14 protein-coding genes are annotated in these 16,766 nt (G+C 76.6%); 8 read left to right on the top strand and 6 right to left on the bottom strand.

Going from position 1 to position 16,766, the window contains the following annotated elements; all coding sequences use genetic code 11:
• Positions 1-370 precede the first annotated feature (370 nt).
• Positions 371-3,616: a GH92 family glycosyl hydrolase gene (locus CNX65_RS19210; RefSeq protein WP_096494977.1), complete on the bottom strand. Its 3,246-nt coding sequence runs from the start codon at positions 3,614-3,616 to the stop codon at positions 371-373.
• Positions 3,617-3,764: 148 nt separating this feature from the next.
• Here CNX65_RS19210 and CNX65_RS19205 point away from each other — a divergent pair, with 148 nt between their 5' ends.
• Positions 3,765-4,421 carry a hypothetical protein gene (locus CNX65_RS19205; protein WP_096494975.1) on the top strand — a complete coding sequence of 219 codons (657 nt, stop codon included), beginning with the start codon at positions 3,765-3,767 and terminating at the stop codon, positions 4,419-4,421.
• Positions 4,422-4,448: 27 nt separating this feature from the next.
• On the opposite strand, the gene CNX65_RS19200 is transcribed toward CNX65_RS19205, so the two are convergent.
• Positions 4,449-5,489 carry a PLP-dependent cysteine synthase family protein gene (locus CNX65_RS19200; protein ID WP_096494973.1) on the bottom strand — a complete coding sequence of 347 codons (1,041 nt, stop codon included), beginning with the start codon at positions 5,487-5,489 and terminating at the stop codon, positions 4,449-4,451.
• Between the two features lie 50 nt (positions 5,490-5,539).
• Positions 5,540-6,160 (bottom strand): TetR/AcrR family transcriptional regulator, encoded by a 621-nt coding sequence (locus CNX65_RS19195; RefSeq protein WP_096494971.1) that lies wholly within the window; start codon positions 6,158-6,160, stop codon positions 5,540-5,542.
• Between the two features lie 122 nt (positions 6,161-6,282).
• On the opposite strand from CNX65_RS19195, the gene CNX65_RS19190 reads away from it, so the two are divergent.
• Positions 6,283-7,206, top strand: a complete 924-nt coding sequence (locus CNX65_RS19190; protein WP_096494969.1) for a zinc-binding dehydrogenase — start codon at positions 6,283-6,285, stop codon at positions 7,204-7,206.
• 158 nt (positions 7,207-7,364) lie between these two features.
• On the opposite strand, the gene CNX65_RS19185 is transcribed toward CNX65_RS19190, so the two are convergent.
• The 3 genes from CNX65_RS19185 to CNX65_RS19175 are packed head-to-tail and all read right to left on the bottom strand — an operon-like array spanning position 7,365 to position 9,554.
• A complete protein-coding gene (locus tag CNX65_RS19185) occupies positions 7,365-7,679 on the bottom strand; it encodes a hypothetical protein (protein ID WP_096494968.1) in 315 nt (104 codons plus the stop codon).
• Positions 7,676-8,536 (bottom strand): sugar phosphate isomerase/epimerase family protein, encoded by an 861-nt coding sequence (locus CNX65_RS19180; protein WP_177154279.1) that lies wholly within the window; start codon positions 8,534-8,536, stop codon positions 7,676-7,678. The genes CNX65_RS19185 and CNX65_RS19180 overlap by 4 nt, the downstream gene beginning before the upstream one ends.
• Positions 8,526-9,554 carry a Gfo/Idh/MocA family oxidoreductase gene (locus CNX65_RS19175; protein WP_232519909.1) on the bottom strand — a complete coding sequence of 343 codons (1,029 nt, stop codon included), beginning with the start codon at positions 9,552-9,554 and terminating at the stop codon, positions 8,526-8,528. Before CNX65_RS19175 ends, CNX65_RS19180 begins: the two co-directional genes overlap by 11 nt.
• Before the next feature lie 251 nt (positions 9,555-9,805).
• On the opposite strand from CNX65_RS19175, the gene CNX65_RS19170 reads away from it, so the two are divergent.
• Genes CNX65_RS19170 through CNX65_RS19145 form a run of 6 tightly spaced genes read left to right on the top strand, consistent with a single transcriptional unit; the run spans position 9,806 to position 16,731 of the window.
• Positions 9,806-11,008, top strand: coding sequence for a DegT/DnrJ/EryC1/StrS family aminotransferase (locus CNX65_RS19170; RefSeq protein ID WP_232519908.1), 1,203 nt, complete (start codon positions 9,806-9,808; stop codon positions 11,006-11,008).
• Positions 11,005-12,135 (top strand): DegT/DnrJ/EryC1/StrS family aminotransferase, encoded by a 1,131-nt coding sequence (locus CNX65_RS19165; RefSeq protein WP_096494966.1) that lies wholly within the window; start codon positions 11,005-11,007, stop codon positions 12,133-12,135. Before CNX65_RS19170 ends, CNX65_RS19165 begins: the two co-directional genes overlap by 4 nt.
• 9 nt (positions 12,136-12,144) lie before the next feature.
• The gene (locus CNX65_RS19160) at positions 12,145-12,705 is read left to right on the top strand and encodes an SAM-dependent methyltransferase (protein ID WP_096494965.1); all 561 of its coding nucleotides are present in this window, start codon (positions 12,145-12,147) and stop codon (positions 12,703-12,705) included.
• Positions 12,702-13,856, top strand: a complete 1,155-nt coding sequence (locus CNX65_RS19155; RefSeq protein ID WP_096494964.1) for a UbiA family prenyltransferase — start codon at positions 12,702-12,704, stop codon at positions 13,854-13,856. Before CNX65_RS19160 ends, CNX65_RS19155 begins: the two co-directional genes overlap by 4 nt.
• Positions 13,856-15,184, top strand: coding sequence for an FAD-dependent oxidoreductase (locus CNX65_RS19150; RefSeq protein WP_096494963.1), 1,329 nt, complete (start codon positions 13,856-13,858; stop codon positions 15,182-15,184). Before CNX65_RS19155 ends, CNX65_RS19150 begins: the two co-directional genes overlap by 1 nt.
• A gap of 11 nt (positions 15,185-15,195) precedes the next feature.
• Positions 15,196-16,731: a class I adenylate-forming enzyme family protein gene (locus CNX65_RS19145; protein ID WP_096494962.1), complete on the top strand. Its 1,536-nt coding sequence runs from the start codon at positions 15,196-15,198 to the stop codon at positions 16,729-16,731.
• Positions 16,732-16,766 lie beyond the last annotated feature (35 nt).

The raw sequence follows: 16,766 nt of genomic DNA, 5'->3' as shown, positions 1-16,766 counted from the left end.
ACGACATCACTCGATCGTCCTAATATCGGCACGAACGGGTAGATCCTTGAGGGGCTTGGGCGTTTCTTGGTCATGGGGAATTGCAGATAGGTGGGGCATCCCCCGTGCGGGTGGGGGTAGTGCGGTGGGGAAAGAGGGGTGTTCGCCCGAACGGGTGGTGCTCCCGACGTGGTCGGGGCGCGTGGTTCGCCATGCTGAGCGTCTGCTGCTGGGCGTGCTCCTGGCGCCGCTGCTGGAGGTCTTCGCGGCGCGCGTGGACCGGAAGGGGCGAGCGGGCTCCCGGTGACCGGGCGCCCCGCGCGACGGCGGAGCGCCTCGCACGGCGGACGGCGCGGCCCCACCCGGTGGTGGGACCGCCCCCGCGCGCCGGTCAGCCCGACGCCACCGCGAACACGTGCAGCCCGTCGTCCACCGGCAGCACCACCGCCGCGATCCGCTTCCCCTCCGGCGCCGCGTACGGCTTCGTCGCGAAGATGTGCGTCGCCACCGCCTCCTTCCCGCCGCCCGACTGGTTCCGGTACGGCGTCGTCGCCACGACCGCGTTCCCGTACGCGGGCGCCGAACCGCCGCCGCCGAGCGTCCAGTCGCTGAAGCCCAGCTGCGTCCTCGCCGTGGTCCCGTCGGTGAACTCCACCACCGCGTCCTTGGCCCGCTGCCCGTTCGTCGCCGACCCCACGAACGCCAGCCGCGCGCCGTCAACGGTGATCCGCTGCCCGTTCGCCACCGCGTTGTCCGGCAGCCCGGCGGGGGAGTCCGGCCACGCGAACGCCAGCCCGTCGACCGACCCCGTCCCGCCCGCGACCAGCCCGGCCGCCGCGAGCGCCTGCCGCGAGTAGCTGTACCCGCCGCCGTCGAAGTCCGCCGCGCCGGTCGCGTCGTCGGAGATCCCGGCGTTGTCCACCGCCGCCAGCATCGAGTCCTCCGGCGCGACCTTCACCACCAGCGGCAGCTCCACCGGCTCCGCGCCCACCACCAGCACCCGCACCGAAGCCGGGTAGAAGCCCTGCGCGGCGTCCGGCGCGGCCGTCACGGTGAACCCGGACCCCACCACCGGCCCGAACTCCAGCCCCGGCGGCCCGGACACCTCGTAGCGCACCTCGGGATCGCCGTCGTACAACCGGGTCTTCACGATCCCCACCGCCAGCGTCCCGCCGGGCTGCACCACCGGGCTGCCCGGCTCCACCGCGAAGTGGAACGGCTGGTCGTGCCGGATCGGCCGCTCGCCCCGCCGGAACGACGGCGGCGCGTCACCGGCGCCCGTGCCCCACGCGGTCGGCGTCGTGGACAGGGCGAAGTCCAGCTTCCCGCCGCGCCGCACCAGCGAGTCGTCCACCCACGGCTTGGCGCTGGCCCGACCGTCGACCTTCAACGCCCGCACGTACTTGGTCTGCGCCGACGCCCCCGGCGCGGTGATCCTGATGTCCCGCCCGCCGCCCCGGTGCACCACCACCGACGTGAACAGCGGCGCGGACAGCACCAGCTCCGCCCGCGACGGCACCTGCGGGTACAGGCCCAGCGCGGCGAACACGAACCACGACGACATCGCGCCCAGGTCGTCGTTGCCCGGAATCCCGCCCGGACCGGTCGTCCACAGCGTGTTCAGGACCTCCCGCACGGTCTCCTGGGTCTTCGCGGGCTGGCCGGTGTAGTTGTACAGCCACGGCACGTTCAGCGACGGCTCGTTGTCCAGCTCCGACTTCGCCCCGCCGCGCCCCGACAGCGCCCAGCCCCCGTCCGCGTCGTGGAAGAAGTCGTCCAGCCGCCGGTTCACCCGCTCCGCGCCGCCCAGCGACTCCACCAGCCCGGCCACGTTGTGCGGCACCATCCAGGTGTACTGGGCGCTGCTGCCCTCCACGAACCCGTTGCCGGTGTCCGGCGTGAAGCCGGGCGCCCACTCGCCGCTCTCGTCCCGGTTGCGGATGTACCCGCCGCTGCTGTGCGCCACCGGGTCGTAGTTGTTCTGCCACCACTGGGCGCGCTCGGCGAACCGCCGCGCCGTCGCCCGGTCGCCGGTGCGCTCGGCGAGCTGGCTCAGCGCGAAGTCCGCCCCCGACACCTCCAGGGTCTCGGCCGCCCCGCCCCAGGCGTTCGACACCGACGGCACGTAGCCCAGCCGCAGGTACTTGTCGAGCGAGGGCCGCTGCCCGACCGACATGACCGCCCAGCCCTCCTTGCTCAGGTCCAGCGCGGTGGGCGTGGTGGCGGCCTCGACGAGCGACCTCGTCGCGGCCCGCACGTCGAACCGCTCACCGCCGAACGCCAGGATGCCCGCGAGGGCCTGGGCGGACGGGTCGCCGCTCATCACGTGCGTGCCGCCGGAGGCGTGCGTCCAGCGGTCCCAGACGCCGCCGTTCTGCTCGGCCTGGTTGAGCAGCGACTGCGCGATGTCCGAGCCCACGTCCGGTTCCAGGAGGGTGAGGAGCTGGACCTGCGAGCGGTAGACGTCCCAGCCGGAGAACGTGGCGTACTGGGCCTCCTGCCGCCCGGACACCTCGTGCGCCTTGCCGTCGAAGCCCGCGTACCGGCCGTCGACGTCGCTGAACACGTTGGGGTGCAGCAGGGAGTGGTAGAGCGCGGTGTAGAACTTGGTCCGGTCGGCGTCCGAGCCGCCGCCCACCTCGATCTTGCGCAGCTGGTCCTGCCAGGCCCGGTAGGCGTCGTCGCGCAGGTCCTCGAACGGCCTGCCGGTGTTCTCCGCGCGCAGGTTGCGCACCGCCCCGTCCTGGCTGACGTACGAGATCCCCACCCGCACGCCCACCGTCGAGCCGGGCTCGAACCCCAGGTACGCGCCCGATCCCCTGCCCAGCACCGGCCAGCCGTTCGTGCCGTACGTGGCGCCGCCGCGCGCCGAGGTCGAACCGGGGGTCACGGCCGCGTCGGTCCAGGTGCCGACGCTGGTGAACGGCCGGTCGAACTCCAGCGCGAAGTGCAGGGTGTAGTAGCTGCGCCTGCCCGCCTGGTTGAGGTACCCGCAGAAGTTGCCGCTGGTCACCGACCCGGTCACGGTGCGCTTGGCCACGTCCACGGTCGTGCTCGCGTCGCTGCTGCCCACCTGCGACTTGGCCGTGTTCACCAGCACCGTGGCCGGTTCGCCCGCCGGGAAGGTGAAGCGGCCCGCGCCGGTGCGGGCGGTCGCGGTCAGCTCCACCCGCGCGCCGGACTTGAGCCGCACGTCGTAGCGGCCGGGTCTCGCGGTCTCGTCGGCGTGCGCGAAGTCGCTGGCGTAGAGCGCGTCGGTGGCGTCCGAGGCCGGGCTGGTGGTGACCTCGCCGACGTGCGGGAAGAGCGGCACGTCCCCCGAGCCGCCCGCGCAGCCGGTGCCGGACATGTGGGTCAGGCTGAACCCGCGCAGCCGGGTCGCGTCGTGCCGGTAGCCGCCGGGCGCGGCGGCGCGCAGGGTGTTGCCGCGCGTGCCCTCGGGGCTGAAGGAGAACATGCCGAACGGCAGCACCGCGCCGGGGAAGGTGTTGCCCAGGTTGGTGGTGCCGATCAGCGGGTCGACGTGGGCTGCGGGATCGGGGACGACCAGGGGTGCGGGCTGGGCGGCGACCGGGGTCGCCATCGTGGCGGTGAGGACCGCCGCGAGCGCGGTGACCAGTGCTCCTCGTGGGTGCATGGTCCCCGAACCTACTGAGAGTGCGCGGTTGTACCCAGAGCGTGAGCGGGTTCTGTCGTCAACCGGACAGGTGGCGCTGCGGGCGGGAGCGACGATTTTTGCGCCCCCCGTGCAACCCGGCGCGGGGGAGGGCCGCTATCTGAAGATCATGAGAACCCTCAAGCTCTCCGCCGCCACCGGGCTGGCCGTGCTGCTCGGCGCCGGGCTGGCGGGCGGCGTCGCGCTCGCGGAGCCGTCGTCGACGGCCCCGGCGGTCACCCCGTCCTCCACCCCGGCGGCCACCCCGCCCTCCACCCCGGCGGCCACCCCGCCCTCGACGCCCGCGCCGACGGGCTACACCGTCACGCCGTGGGTGTCCTCGAACATCCGCGAGTGCCAGGGCACGTCCTGCGACGTGGTGGGCCGGACCACCGCCAACCAGGAGCTGCCCGCCTACTGCTGGACGCACGGCCAGACGATCACCGACTACGGCATCACCAACGACATCTGGGTCGCGGTCGGCTTCGGCGCCTCCGGCAGGCGCCACTACGTCAGCGCCGTCTACCTCAGCGGCGACGAGCGCGGCAACCTGCCCGCCGACCTGACCTGCGGGCCGATCCAGGTGTGGCCGACCAGCGCCACCCCGGCGCCGACGCGCGGAACCCCGGTCCCGACCGCCTCGTCCAGCCCGATCCCGACGCCTCCCGGCTCCACCCCGGCGCAGCCGGAGCCGACCGGCACGGCCTCGCAGCCGCCGAGCGCCACCCCGGCGCAGCCGAGCTCCACGCAGGCGCAGCCCGCGCCGAGCGCCACCCCGGCGGGCTGATCCCGGCAGGCCGAGGGGGCGGCGGGACTACCCGGTCCCGCCGCCCCACCGCCACGGCCCGCCCGCCAGGAACTCCTCCAGCACCGCCGCGTGCGCGCCGGGCAGCAGCGACTTGTCCCGCGCCCAGCCGTCGTCGTGGTACGTCGCCAGGTGCCGCTCGGCCGCGTCGCACACCAGCGTCACCACCCGCCCGCCCCCGCGCTCGCGCAACCGCGCCACCAGGTGCAGCGCGCCCCACAGGTTCGCCCCGGTCGACCCGCCCACCGCCAGCCCCGTCCGCGCCCTGACCAGCCGCGCCCCGGCCACCGACGCCGCGTCCGGCACCGGGATCACCAGGTCCACCACACCCGGCAGGAACCCCGGCCCCATCGCGGGCCGCCCGATGCCCTCGATCCGCGACGGCATCCCGGTCGCGTAGTCGGGCGCCCCGGTGACCCAGCCGGGGAAGTGCGCCGAGTGCTCCGGGTCCACCACCGCCAGCCCGGTGCGCAGCCCGCGCGCCCGCACGTGCCTGCCCAGCGACGCCGACGTCGCCCCCGTCCCCGCGCCGACCACCACCCAGTCCGGCTCGCCCACCTGCGCGAACAGCTCGGCCGCCAGGTCGTCCCCGCGCCAGTCGACGACCCGCGCCGCGTTCGACTGCTGGTCCAGGTGGTGCCCGCCCAGCTCGGCGGCGAGCCTGCGCGCCTCCTCGTGCACCCCGGCGGGCGGGGTGAAGAAGCGCGGGGTGAAGCCGGTGACGCGCCGGTGGCGGCCCGGCACGACCACGACGTGCCGCACACCGAGCAGCCGGGCGAAGTGCGCCTGCGCGACCGCCCCGGTGCCACCGGTGGCCTCGACCGCCACCCCGGACTCGGTGAGCTGCCCCGAGGCGATGGCGTGCCGGAACAGCGCGCGGGCCGAGCGGTGCTTCAGGGTGCCGGTGGGGTGTGCGGACTCGTCCTTGAGCAGCAGCTCGACGCCCCACTCGGCGGGCAGGTCGAAGCGCAGCACCGGGGTCGGCGCGGCGGCCAGGCGCTCGGCGTCGAGCAGGGCCAGCGCCCGCGACGCCCACCGGTCGGAACCCACACCACCGGGTCTACCACGGCGCGGGCGCGGGGAGGGCGGCTTCGGGCGGGCTAGTCCGGCGGTTCGCCCACGGCGATCGCGAAGATGCCGGGCACCGCGGCGAACGCCTCGCGCGCGCACCCGACCAGCTCCGCCTTGCCCGGCGATCCCGGCAGCCCCGCCCAGCGCTCCTGCGCCCGCTGGAACGCCGCCACCAGCACGTCCACCGCCAGCCGCAGCCGCAGGTCGTCCGGCGCCAGGCCGGTGCGGCCGTGCAGGACTTCCAGCGCGGCCAGGCTGGTGCGGTCGCAGAAGTACAGGCCGTGCGCGTCCATCGACGGGGTGCGGGCGGCCAGCTGCCTGCTCAGCAGGAGCCGGTCGGCCCAGCCGTCGTCCGGCATGTCCGCCAGGGTGGCGACCAGGGCCTCCTGCAGCAGGTCCACGACCTTCCCGCGCCCCTCGTCCCGCGCCAGGCGGGCCAGGAACGCGCGCCACATGTCGTGGACGGGCGCCATGGCCACGTCCTCCTTGCCCGCGAAGTACCGGAAGAAGGTCCGCTTGGACACCTCGACGCGCGCGCACAGCTCGTCCAGGGTCGTCGCCGCGAAGCCCCGGTCGGTGAACACCTCCAGCGCGGTCGCGATCAGCGCCTCGCGGGTGCGGTGCTTCTTGCGCTCGCGCAGCGTCTCCACGGGGCGAGTCTAAGGCGGGGATCGGGCGCGTTCGACAAGCCCCTCGGTGGCTTGTGCCACTGGGTGGCATTCATGGGATAGGGTCGGCCGGGACCCCGCTCCCTCCCGAGGAGGACCCCGAAGTGCGCGCACTGCTCGTCGACCACTCCGCCCCGCGCCACCTGCGCCCAGGGCAGGCCCCCGACCCCGCGCCCACGCCCGGCCAGGCGCTCGTGCGGGTCGCCGCGACCTCCCTCAACCCCGGCGAGCTCGCCGGTCTCGCCGACCTGCCCGACGGCGCCGTGCCGGGCTGGGACGCGGCGGGCGTCGTCGTCCGCGCCGCCGAGGACGGCTCCGGGCCCGCCGAGGGCACGCCCGTGGTCACCCTCGGGCTCGCCGGGGCCTGGGCCGAGCTGCGCGCCGTCGACACCGCCCACCTCGGCCCCGTCCCCGAGGGCGCGGACCTCGGCCCCGCCGCCACCGTCCCGGTCGCGGCGGGCAGCGCACTGCGCGCGCTGCACCGCCTCGGCCCGCTGCTGGCCCGCCGGGTGCTGGTCACCGGCGCGACCGGCGGCGTCGGCCGCTACGCCCTCCAGCTCGCCCGCCGCGCGGGCGCGCACGTCGTCGCGGTGACCTCGGACCCGGTCGCGCACGCCGAGGGGCTGCGCGCGCTCGGCGCCCACGAGGTGGTCGGCCCGGACCTGGCCACCGGGCCGGTGCACGGCGTCGTGGAGCTGGTCGGCGGACCCGTCCTGGTGGCCGCGCACGCCCTGCTCCGGCCCGGCGGCACGCTCGTCTCGGTCGGCAGGGCCTCCGGCGGCGAGTCGGTGTTCGACAGCGCGGCCCTCGAGGGGACCTTCCAGCCGGACCGGGTCATCGCGACCTTCTTCCTGCCCGCCAGCGGCCCCGGACTCGACGAGGACCTGGGCTGGCTGGCCGCGCGGGTCGCGTCGGGCGAGCTGGACGCGGGCGTGGCCTGGCGCGGCTCGTGGGCGCGGGCCGACGAGGCGGTGGCGGCCCTGCTGGACGGGCGGCTGCGCGGCAAGGCCGTGCTGGACGTCGACTAGCCCGCGCCGTCTCGGGAAAACCGCTGCGCCGCGGGGTTCACCGCCCTGCGGCGCTCGGCGGCGGCCTGGGCCGGGCAAGGAAAACCCTTGTCAGGGCAAGGAAAAACCCGCCCCCGCGTTGCCGCGCGGGAGCGGGTCGAAGTTCCCCGTGTGCAGGCTCAGACCATGCGCACCGCCTCCGGCGCCTGGACCTCGTCCACGATGGCGAGCGCGGCCAGGCCCCCGTCGGCCCGGTCCGCACCCGCGCTCGCCGGGGAGGGACCGGTCCAGTCCGACCTCCACCGGCGTCCTTCCCCACCACACCCACCCGAACCGACCGGGCCGGTCGCGCCGAACGTGGAACCGGGGGAGTCCGGGCCCGCGCCGACCCCGGAACCGGGGGACTGCCACCCCGCGCCGCCACCGACCCCGTGCCCGCTGAACCTGTTCCCGCTGGACCTGTTCCCGCCCAGGTCCCGCTCCCCGGCGGTCATCGCAGCAGCCGGGACATCGCCCGGCCCGCCGAGACGAACGCGGCCGACGCGCCCTCCGGCAGCTCGACCGACCCGTGCGGGCGCGCCGCCACGTGCGGCTCCAGCGACCACGCGCCCCGATAACCCCTGGCGCGCAACAGCTCCACGCACTCGGCGACGCGCGCGTCCCCGGTCCCCGGCTCCACGAACCGCCCTCCCACCACGTCCTTCACGTGCACGTGCTCGACGTGCGGGGCGAGCAGCTCCAGCGCCGCGAGCCCGTCGTACCCGTGCACGACGGGGTTCCCGGTGTCGAACAGCAGCCCCAGCGCCGGACTGCCCACCTCGGACAGCAGTTCGAGCGCCCGCTCCGCGCTCGTGCCCGCCCAGCCGGAGCAGTTCTCGTGCAGCAGCACCACTCCCGCGACCTCCGCGCGCACCGCCAGCTCCCGCACCCGCGACAGCACCCGCGCCCGCCACAGCGGCTCGGCGAGACCGTCGTTGGGGTAGGACGCGATCCGCACGTACCGGGTGCCCAGCTCGGCGCACCGCCGCAGCAGCACCTCCAGCTCCGCCAGGTCCTGCTCGAACGGCCCGGTGACCGGCCTCGTCCGGTCGCCGATCCGCGAGTCGAGGCACACCGCCCGCACCCCGGCCTCACCCAGCGCGGCGACCACCCCCGCGAACGCCTCGTCGCCCAGGTCCGCCACCGCGACGCCGCCCACCGCGCGCAGCTCGATCGCCGACCAGCCCAGCTCCGCCAGCGCGGCGAGCTGGCCGGGCAGGTCGGACGCGGCCCGGTCGGTGATCCCGGCGAGCGTCCCCGCGCCGACCCCGGCCGCCAGGCCCGGCGCCGCCCCCGCGCCGTCAGCGCGCACCGGTCGGCGTCCTGCTCTCGGCGCGCGCCGCCGGGACGACCGGCTCGGCGCTGATGTTCTTCGCCACCGACAGCAGCCGCACCACGTCCCCCGCGAACGCGAAGCCCTGCGAGTGCGGGTCGCCGGTGCCCCGGAACAGCCGGTAGGCGCGCAGCACCCACTCGGTCAGCGAGTCGTCCCGCAGCACGGTGTGCTCGCGCCGCCCGTTCCCGGTCACGGTCAGCTGCGAGTGGTCGTCGTCGCCGCTCACCGCGTAGTGCCCCACGGCCCGCCCGCGCTCGAACTCCACCGTCACCCGCCGCTCGCGCACCGGCGAGGTCAGGTCGGAGCTGATCTCCGCGCGCACCCCGCTGTTGTGCCGCAGCCCCAGTCGCGCCCCGCCCATCCTGGGCACCACCACGTCGCCGAACGCCAGGTCCGAGCCCGCCGCGTGGGTGACCCGCGCGCTGCCCGCCAGCCGCAGCGCCAGGCCGACCCCGTGCGGCAGCTCCACGTCGAACGCGGTCGGGTGGCTCGGGGCGGTGAGCGAGCGGCGGAAGCGCGGCTTGTTCTGCACGATCGACACCGAGCGCGCCTCGCCCAGCTCCCCGCCGCGCACCAGCTCGGTGAGCCGGGCGGTCAGCGAGCTCATCTGCCACGGCTCGACCACGGCGATGCGCAGACCGTGCCTGCGCCGCAGCCGGGCGATGCGCGCCAGGTCGTCGGTGCCCGAGGCCAGCGGCTTCTCCACCACCAGGTTCCGGAAGCCCAGCTCGGCGATCTCGCCGATGACCTCGGGCCGGGTGGTCGGCGGGGTGCACACGTGCACCGCGGTGCGCGCCGGGTCGAGCAGCTTCGCGGCCTCGGCGGCGGTCGCGGTGGTCACCAGACCCGGCCGGTCGGCGAGCACGCGGCGCGGGTCGCAGGCCACCACCGGCTCGGCGGAGAACAGGCCGGGCGCCGCGGCCCGAGCCCTCGCCAGCACCGGCAGGTGCAGCTCGGCGCCCGCCCTGCCCAACCCGATCACCAGTGTCCGCACGTCCGCCCCGTCTGCCGCAGTCCCCGCGACCCGGCGAAGAGCCGGGCCATTCGGGCGCAGACGTTCTCGACAACGGGGCTCAATTGTCAACTTAGCGCCCATTAATTGACCAGGAAGAGTGAACGCACCGAACTCGGGGAGTTCTTCTCCGCGACTGCCCTACGCTGCGCCGCGTGCTTCGACAGCGGAGGTGGACACCCCTGCCGGTCCCATTCTTCACACAATCCGCGACTTTTTCACGATTGTGGCCGGTGACGCGGCACCACGTCGAGGACGTCGTGGAGAACGGCGAGTACTCGCACGGCCGCAAGGTGGTCGAATTGGAGCGCGCGCTCGCCGAGCACACCGGGGCGCGGCACGTGATCGGCGTGAACAGCGGCACCGACGCCCTCGTCCTGCTGCTGCGCGCCTGCGGCCTCGGCGCGGGCGACGAGGTGGTCGTCCCGGCGTTCCCCTCCGCCGCCACCGCGGCCTGCGTGGTCCTCGCGGGCGGCACGCCGGTCTTCGCCGACGTCGAGCCGGACGGCTACGGCATCAGCCCCGCCTCGGTCGCCGCCGTCGCCACGCCGCGCACCCGGTTCGTCGTGCCCGCCCACCCGTTCCACCACACCGCCGACCTGACCGGCGTGCGCGAGGTCGCCGACCGGCTGGGCCTGGCCGTGGTCGAGGACAGCGCCGAGGCGATCGGGATGCGGTACGGCGGCAGGCACGCGGGCCTGCACGGCTTCGGCGGCGTGCTCTCCTTCTTCCCCACCGGGACCCTCGGCGCGCTCGGCGACGCGGGCGCGGTCATCACCGACGACCCCCGCGTCGCCGAGGTCGTCTCCGCGCTGCGCCACCACGGCCGCCCCGTAGCCACCGCGGGCAGCCCCCCGGCGGTCGACCCCGCCGCCGCGCTGCCGGGGCTCAGCAGCAGGATGGACGACGTCCAGGCCGCCGTGCTGCTGGCCAAGCTCGGCCGCCTGGAGCAGGACATCCGCCGCCGCGCCGAGCTGGCCGCGCGCTACACCGCCCGGCTCACCGGCGTCCCCGGCGTGCGCAAGCTCCCCGAGGTGCGGCCCAGGGCCGAGGCCGTGCGCGGGGTCGCCCGCGCCTACGTCGCCGAGTTCGCCCGCCGCGACGAGCTGGCCGAGCACCTGGCCGCGCGCGGCGTCGGGACCGAGACCCGCTACCCGCTGCCGCCCCACCTGCAGCCGTGCTTCGCGCACCTCGGGCACGCGCCCGGAGACTTCCCCAACGCCGAGGCCGCGTGCGGGCACGCCCTGGCGCTGCCGCTGTACCCGGACCTCACCGAGGAGCAGGTCGACCGGGTCTGCGCCGAGATCCGCGACTTCTACGCCGCGTCGGACCTGCACCTGTCCGCCCCGCGCCTGTCCTTCCCGCACCTGACCTCCCCGCACCTGACCTCCCCGCACCTGCCCGCGCCCGCCGCGAACCGGGGGAGCCGCCGGTGACCGCCACCGTCCCGCTCCTCCCGACCGACCTGTTCGACGACGACCGCGAGGTGCTCCTGGGGCTGCTGCACGAGGTCGCCACCGACCCCGAGCAGAAGTTCGTCCTCGGCTGGCGCACCGCGGCGCTGGAGCGCGCGATCCGCGACTCGGTGGGCGCCGCCGACGCGGTGGCCTGCGGCAGCGGCACGTCCGCGCTCGTGCTGGCGCTCAAGGCGTTCGGCGTCGGCCCCGGCGACGAGGTCGTGGTCCCCGCCTACGGGGGCGCGCCGCTGGCCGCCGCGCCCGTGCTGCTCGGCGCGACCCCGGTGTTCGCCGACGTGGACCCGCGCTCGCTCGTGGTCGACCCGGCCGAGGTCGAGTCGCTGATCACCGGGCGCACCAGGGCCGTGGTGCCCGCGCACGCGCTCTCCACCATGGCCGACATGCCCGCGCTGCGGCGGATCGCCACCACCGCGGGCGTTCGGCTGCTGGAGGACTCCGCCGCCGCCCAGGGCGGCGTGCTCGGCGGGCGCGCCGCGGGCGCCTGGGGCGACGCGGGCGTCTACTCCTTCGCGCAAGCCGAGGCGTTCGGGATGCCCGGCGAGGGCGGCGTGGTCGTCACCGGCGACCCGGCGCTGGGCCGCGCGGTCCGGGTGCTGCGCGACCACGGGCAGGACGGCGTTCGCCGGTCCGTGCACCGAACCGTGGGCTGGAACAGCCGGTTCGACGAGGTCATGGCCGCCTTCCAGCTGCACCGGCTGCCCGGACTCCCGGAGCGCCTCGACCGCGCGGCCCGCATCGGCGACTACTACGCCGAGCGGTTCGCGCACCTGCCCCCGCTCGGGATCACCCCGCCGCCGCCCGGCCGCGACGGGCGCTGCCCCTCCGCCTACTCGCTGCTCGCCGAGCGCCGCGACGAGCTGCGCGACCACCTGCTCGCCAACGGGGTCGGCTGCCACGCCCACCACCCGGCCCCGCTGCCCCACCAGCCCGCGTTCGCCCCGCACGCCGACCGGCGCCGCGACTGGCCGAACGCCCGCCGCGGCTGCGAGCGCTCGCTCGCCATCCCGATCAACCCCCGGCTCACCGACGCCCAGGTCGAGCACGTCGCCGACCAGGTCTGCCGGTTCGCCGAGCGGCCCCGCTGAAGGAGAGAGATGCAGCAGGCAACACACCCGCTCACGGCAGGGGAGGCCGCCGCCGAGCGGGAGCGCGGGACCGCCCGCGACGGGCTGGCCCGCACGGCGCGCGCCTCCCGGCCCGCCGCGCTCGCCGGGACCGCCGCCGCGCGCACCCCCGAGCCCGTCGCCGGGCGCCTGGACCGGCCCGCCCCGGTCGGCTCCGCGCTGGAGATCGGTTGCGGCGCGGGCGGTCCGACCCCGACCACCGCCGCGCGCGTGCCTGCGCTGCACCGGGCTCGCACCGCGTGCGCCGGGATGTCCACAGCGGACTTCCCTCGCGCGTCGGTCCGGCAGGTGCCGCTGCGGAAGTCCGGCGTCGCGGTGCGCGCGTGGGCGCTCACGCACGGGCCGGACGAGGACGGGCCCGCCGAGGCGTGCCGCCGGATCGCCGCCCCCGCCCACCACCCGGCGCCGGTCGAGCGCGAGCGGGCGCGCGTCCCCGTCGGCCGCCGCTCCCGGCCCCGCCGCCTCGCGGGCCACCCGGAGCCGCCCGCCGCGCGGCTGGTGGAGCGGTCCGAGCCGGGGGAGCGGGCGTGAGCGGCGCGCGCACCCGCGCCGAGGACGCGCTGGGCGCCACCCAGCCGCTCGGCACGGCGACCCAGCCCGTCGACCTGTCCGAGATCACCGCCGTCACCCCCGCCGTGGTGGACCCGCCCGCGCACCACCCCGCGCACCACCACCCCGCGCCCGGCTGGCCCGCGCACGGCCGACCCGCGCTCGACGTGACGCAGCCCGTCGGGCGCCGGATCGGCTCCGCGCAGCGGATGCCCGCCGTCACCGGCCGCGTCCCGCTCGCCGCCTACGCCCGGCTCGCCAAGCCCGACGCCGTCGACCACCACCTCGGCGTCCTGCTGGCCTGGACGCTGCTCGCGCCCGCGCTGCGCCTGGACGGCCGCGTGCTGGCCACCACCACCGCGTTCCTGCTCGGCGGGGTGCTCGTCATCGCCGCCTCGGTCGCCCTGGACGACCTCGCCGGGTTCCGCGACGGCAGCGACGCCACCAACTGCGGCCCGGACCGCGCCCAGCGCAAGCGCGCCCGCAAGCCGCTCGTCACGGGCGCGCTCACCGAGCGCCAGGTGATCGGCTTCGCCCAGGTCACCGGCGCGGCCGGGGTCGCGCTGTGGACCGCCGCGGTCCTGATGGCCCCGCACAGCCCGCCGTGGGTGGTCCTCCTGATCGCGGTCACCTGCCTCGGCTCGCTCCAGTGCTCCTGGGGCGTCAGGCTCGGCTACCGCGGGTTCCAGGAGCTCCTCGTCGCCGGGGTCGGCTGGGCCCTCGTGCTCGCCCCCCACGGGCTCGCGGCAGGCGAGGTCGACGGGTTCGCGCTCGTGCAGGCCCTGCTGTTCGGCATGGGGCCGCTGCTGGTCGCCGTCTACTCCAACACCGACGACGTCGCGGGCGACCGCGCGGTGGGCCGCCCGACCGTGGCCGCGCTGACCACCCCGAGCGGCAACGCCCTGTTCGTCATGGGCCTGACCACCGCCGAGATGGCGCTGATGGTCGTCGCGCCGGTCGTCGGCGCGCCCTGGTGGTTCCTGGCGGCGATGACGCCCACGTTCTGCCTGCGCGTGGCGCAGCTGCGGACCGGGTTCGGCCGGGGCGACGTCCCGCGCGCCCGGACGCTCGGCGCGCGCACCCACCGGGTCACCACCGCCGTGCTGCTCGTGGTCAACCTGGTGGTGCGGTGATGGCCCCCCACCGGGACCCCGACCGCGACCCCGACCGGGACGACCTCGACGTGGCCGTCGTCGGCGGGGGCGTCGCCGGGCTCGCCGCCGCGCACGCCGCGCGCGCCTCGGGCGGCCGGGTGCGGGTGTTCGAGGCCGCCGACCACGTGGGCGGGCGCACGTCGACGCTGCGCGTGGACGGCTTCCTCGCCGACACCGGGGCCGAGCGGCTGCCCGAGCGCGGCTACGACGCCACCTGGTCGCTGCTGGCCGAACTCGGGATCGACCGCGCCGACGTGCCGCTGATCGGGCGGCGGGTCGGGATGTGGCGCGACGGCCGGGTCCGGCCCGGCGTCGCCGACGCGCTCGGGCTGCTCACCGGCGCCGGGCTGGGCCTGCGGGCGCGGCTGGACGCGCGGCGCGCGCTCGGCTCCGGCCACGACCTGGACCGGCCCGAGGACTCCGGCACGGCCACCGTCGTCGAGCACCTGGCCCGCTACCACCGGGACGTGCTGGAGTACCTGCTCCAGCCCGTGGTGTCCGGGTTCTTCGGCTGGCGGCCCGAGCGCTCGGCCGCCGCGCCCGCGCTGGCGCTGCTCGGCTCGGCCGGGGCCGCGTCCACCTGGCGGGTCCACCCCGACGGCATGGACCGCCTCGCCCGCGCGCTCGCCGACCGGCTCGACGTGCGGACCTCCGCGCGGGTCACCGAGGTCGTGGCCGACCGGGACGGGGCGCGGCTGGTGGTGGGCGGCCGGGAGGTCGCGGCCCGCCGGGTCGTGCTGGCCGTGCCCGCCCCGGTCGCGCTGGACCTGCACGCCAACCCGCCCGAGCGGGAGGCGGAGTTCCTGCGGGCCTGCACGTTCACGCCGGTGGTGAAGGTCCACCTGCTGCTGGACCGGCCGCTGCCGTCCGCCGCCCACCTGGTGGTCGTGCCGCGCGCGGAGAGCGACGTCGTCTCCGCCATCGCCTTCGACCACCTCAGGCACCCCGGCCGCGCGCCCGAGGGCAGGGGCCTGCTGACCGTGGTCGCCAACCCGGTGCTCGCGCCCCGGCTGGCCAGGCTGCCCGACGCGGACGTCGCCGACATGCTCACCCGCGCCACCGGGAAGTTCGCGCCGGGCCTCGGCGAGGCGGTCACCGGCGCGCTGGTGCACCGGTTCCGGCACGGGCTGCCCGAGGCCACGCCGAGGGCGCTGGGCCTGCGCGCCGGGTTCGCCGCCGCGCTCGGTTCGTCCACCGTGGACTACGCGGGCGACTGGGTGCTGCTCAGCCCGTGCAGCGAGGCCGCCGTCCGCACCGGCCTGCGCGCCGGGGCCCGCGCCGTCGCCAGGAGGGGTGAGCTGGTGTGAGACCGCACGACATGGGACTGCTGTTCGAGGAGTGCGCGCAGCGCGGCCACCGCACCGCCGTGGTGCTGGACCGGCCGCTGGACATCGCGCCCGAGCTGGGCGCGCACCTGACCGTCCCGGTGCTCGCCGACCTGGTCGCCGAGGCGTCCGGGTGGCTGGCCGAGGCGGGCGCGCGGCCGGGGGACCGGGTCGCGATCGTCAAGCGCAACCACTGGGACTACGACCTGCTCGCCTGCGCCGCCGTCCGGATCGGCGCGGTCCCGGCCCAGCTGTCCGGGAGCCTGTCCGACGAGGTGCTGGAGATCCTGCTCAAGCGGCTCGACCCGGCGGTGCTGGTCACCGATCGGGCCCTGCCGGGCAGCGGCGCGCGGACCGTGCTCGCGCTGGCCGACGACGTCGACGGCGCGCTCACCCTGGACGACGTGCGCGGCGGGGCCCGGCCCGCGCCGCACCGCCGCCACGACGACGAGCCGCTGGTGGTCAACCACACCTCCGGCACCACGGGCGTGCCGAAGCTGGTCGCGCACAGCACCCGGAGCGCGGTGCTGCGGCTGGCGCGCCGGGAGGCCGTGCGCTGGCCGGTGATCGGCGTGCGGCGCGACGACGTGCTCGCCAACGCCTCCTCCTACGCGCACGTCCGCACGTTCTGCTGGACCGCCAGCGCCCTCGCGCCCGAGCCCGCGCAGATCACCGTGCTCAGCGACCCGTCGTCCGCGCCCAGGGTGCTGTCCGCGCACCCGCCGACCGTGGTGGAGGCGCTGCCCTCGGCGTACGCGCGCTGGCAGACCGTCGTGAGCGTGCCGGACAACCCGTTCCGGCGGGTCCGGCTGTACGTCAGCACCCACGACGCGGTGCACCCGCCCACGGTGCGCCGGATGCTCAACGCCTCCCGGCGCGACCACCCGGTGTGGGCGCAGGGGTGGGGCCAGGCCGAGACCGGCCCGCTGACCCTCCGGCTCCTCACCCGCCGCGCCGTCACCGGCCCCCGGCCCAGCACCCGCCACCTCGGCAGGCCGCTGCCCGGCGGCGCGAAGCTGCGGGTGGTCGACCCCGCGACGTTCGAGCCGCTGCCGCGCGGCCGGGTCGGGCTGCTGCTGGCCCGCACCCCCTCGCTCGGCTCCGGTTACCTCGGCGAGGAGGAGCGCTGGCGCGCCAAGGAGGTCGACGGCTGGTGGAGCACCGGCGACCTCGGCTCGGTCAGCCGCACCGGGGCGGTGCGCCTGCTCGACCGGGAGGTCGACTCGGCGCCGGGCGTGAGCTGCCTGAACGTCGAGGACCTGGTGGAGAACCGGCTGCCGGAGGTGGTCGAGTGCGTGCTGCTGACCCCGGCCGGCCGCCCGCCGCTGCCGGTGCTGGTCACCTCGGACGGCCGCATCGGCGAGCGCCGCTGGCGCACCGCCGTGGCCGACCTGCCGGTGCTGGCGGCCCCGGTCGTGCTCGGCTGGGACGAGGTGCCGCGCACCGGGACCGGGAAGGTGCGCAGGCTGGAACTGCTGGCCAGGCTGGACGGCCGGGTCGAGCCCGACGCGCGCGGGCGCTGGACGTGAGGCGCCGCAGGAGCGCCGCGACACCACGAGGGGAG

The organism is Actinosynnema pretiosum (assembly GCF_002354875.1).
Taxonomy (GTDB): Bacteria; Actinomycetota; Actinomycetes; order Mycobacteriales; family Pseudonocardiaceae; genus Actinosynnema; species Actinosynnema auranticum.
This window is presented reverse-complemented; position numbering and strand designations above follow the sequence as displayed.

What these genes read in the sequence shown, in the direction of transcription:
- CNX65_RS19150 (WP_096494963.1), top strand. Translation starts at nt 13,856, where the DNA reads ATGGCCCCCCACCGGGACCCCGACCGCGACCCCGACCGGGACGACCTC.
- CNX65_RS19210 (WP_096494977.1), bottom strand. Translation starts at nt 3,616, where the DNA reads ATGCACCCACGAGGAGCACTGGTCACCGCGCTCGCGGCGGTCCTCACC.
- CNX65_RS19145 (WP_096494962.1), top strand. Translation starts at nt 15,196, where the DNA reads ATGGGACTGCTGTTCGAGGAGTGCGCGCAGCGCGGCCACCGCACCGCC.
- CNX65_RS19185 (WP_096494968.1), bottom strand. Translation starts at nt 7,679, where the DNA reads ATGACCGCCGGGGAGCGGGACCTGGGCGGGAACAGGTCCAGCGGGAAC.
- CNX65_RS19160 (WP_096494965.1), top strand. Translation starts at nt 12,145, where the DNA reads ATGCAGCAGGCAACACACCCGCTCACGGCAGGGGAGGCCGCCGCCGAG.
- CNX65_RS19205 (WP_096494975.1), top strand. Translation starts at nt 3,765, where the DNA reads ATGAGAACCCTCAAGCTCTCCGCCGCCACCGGGCTGGCCGTGCTGCTC.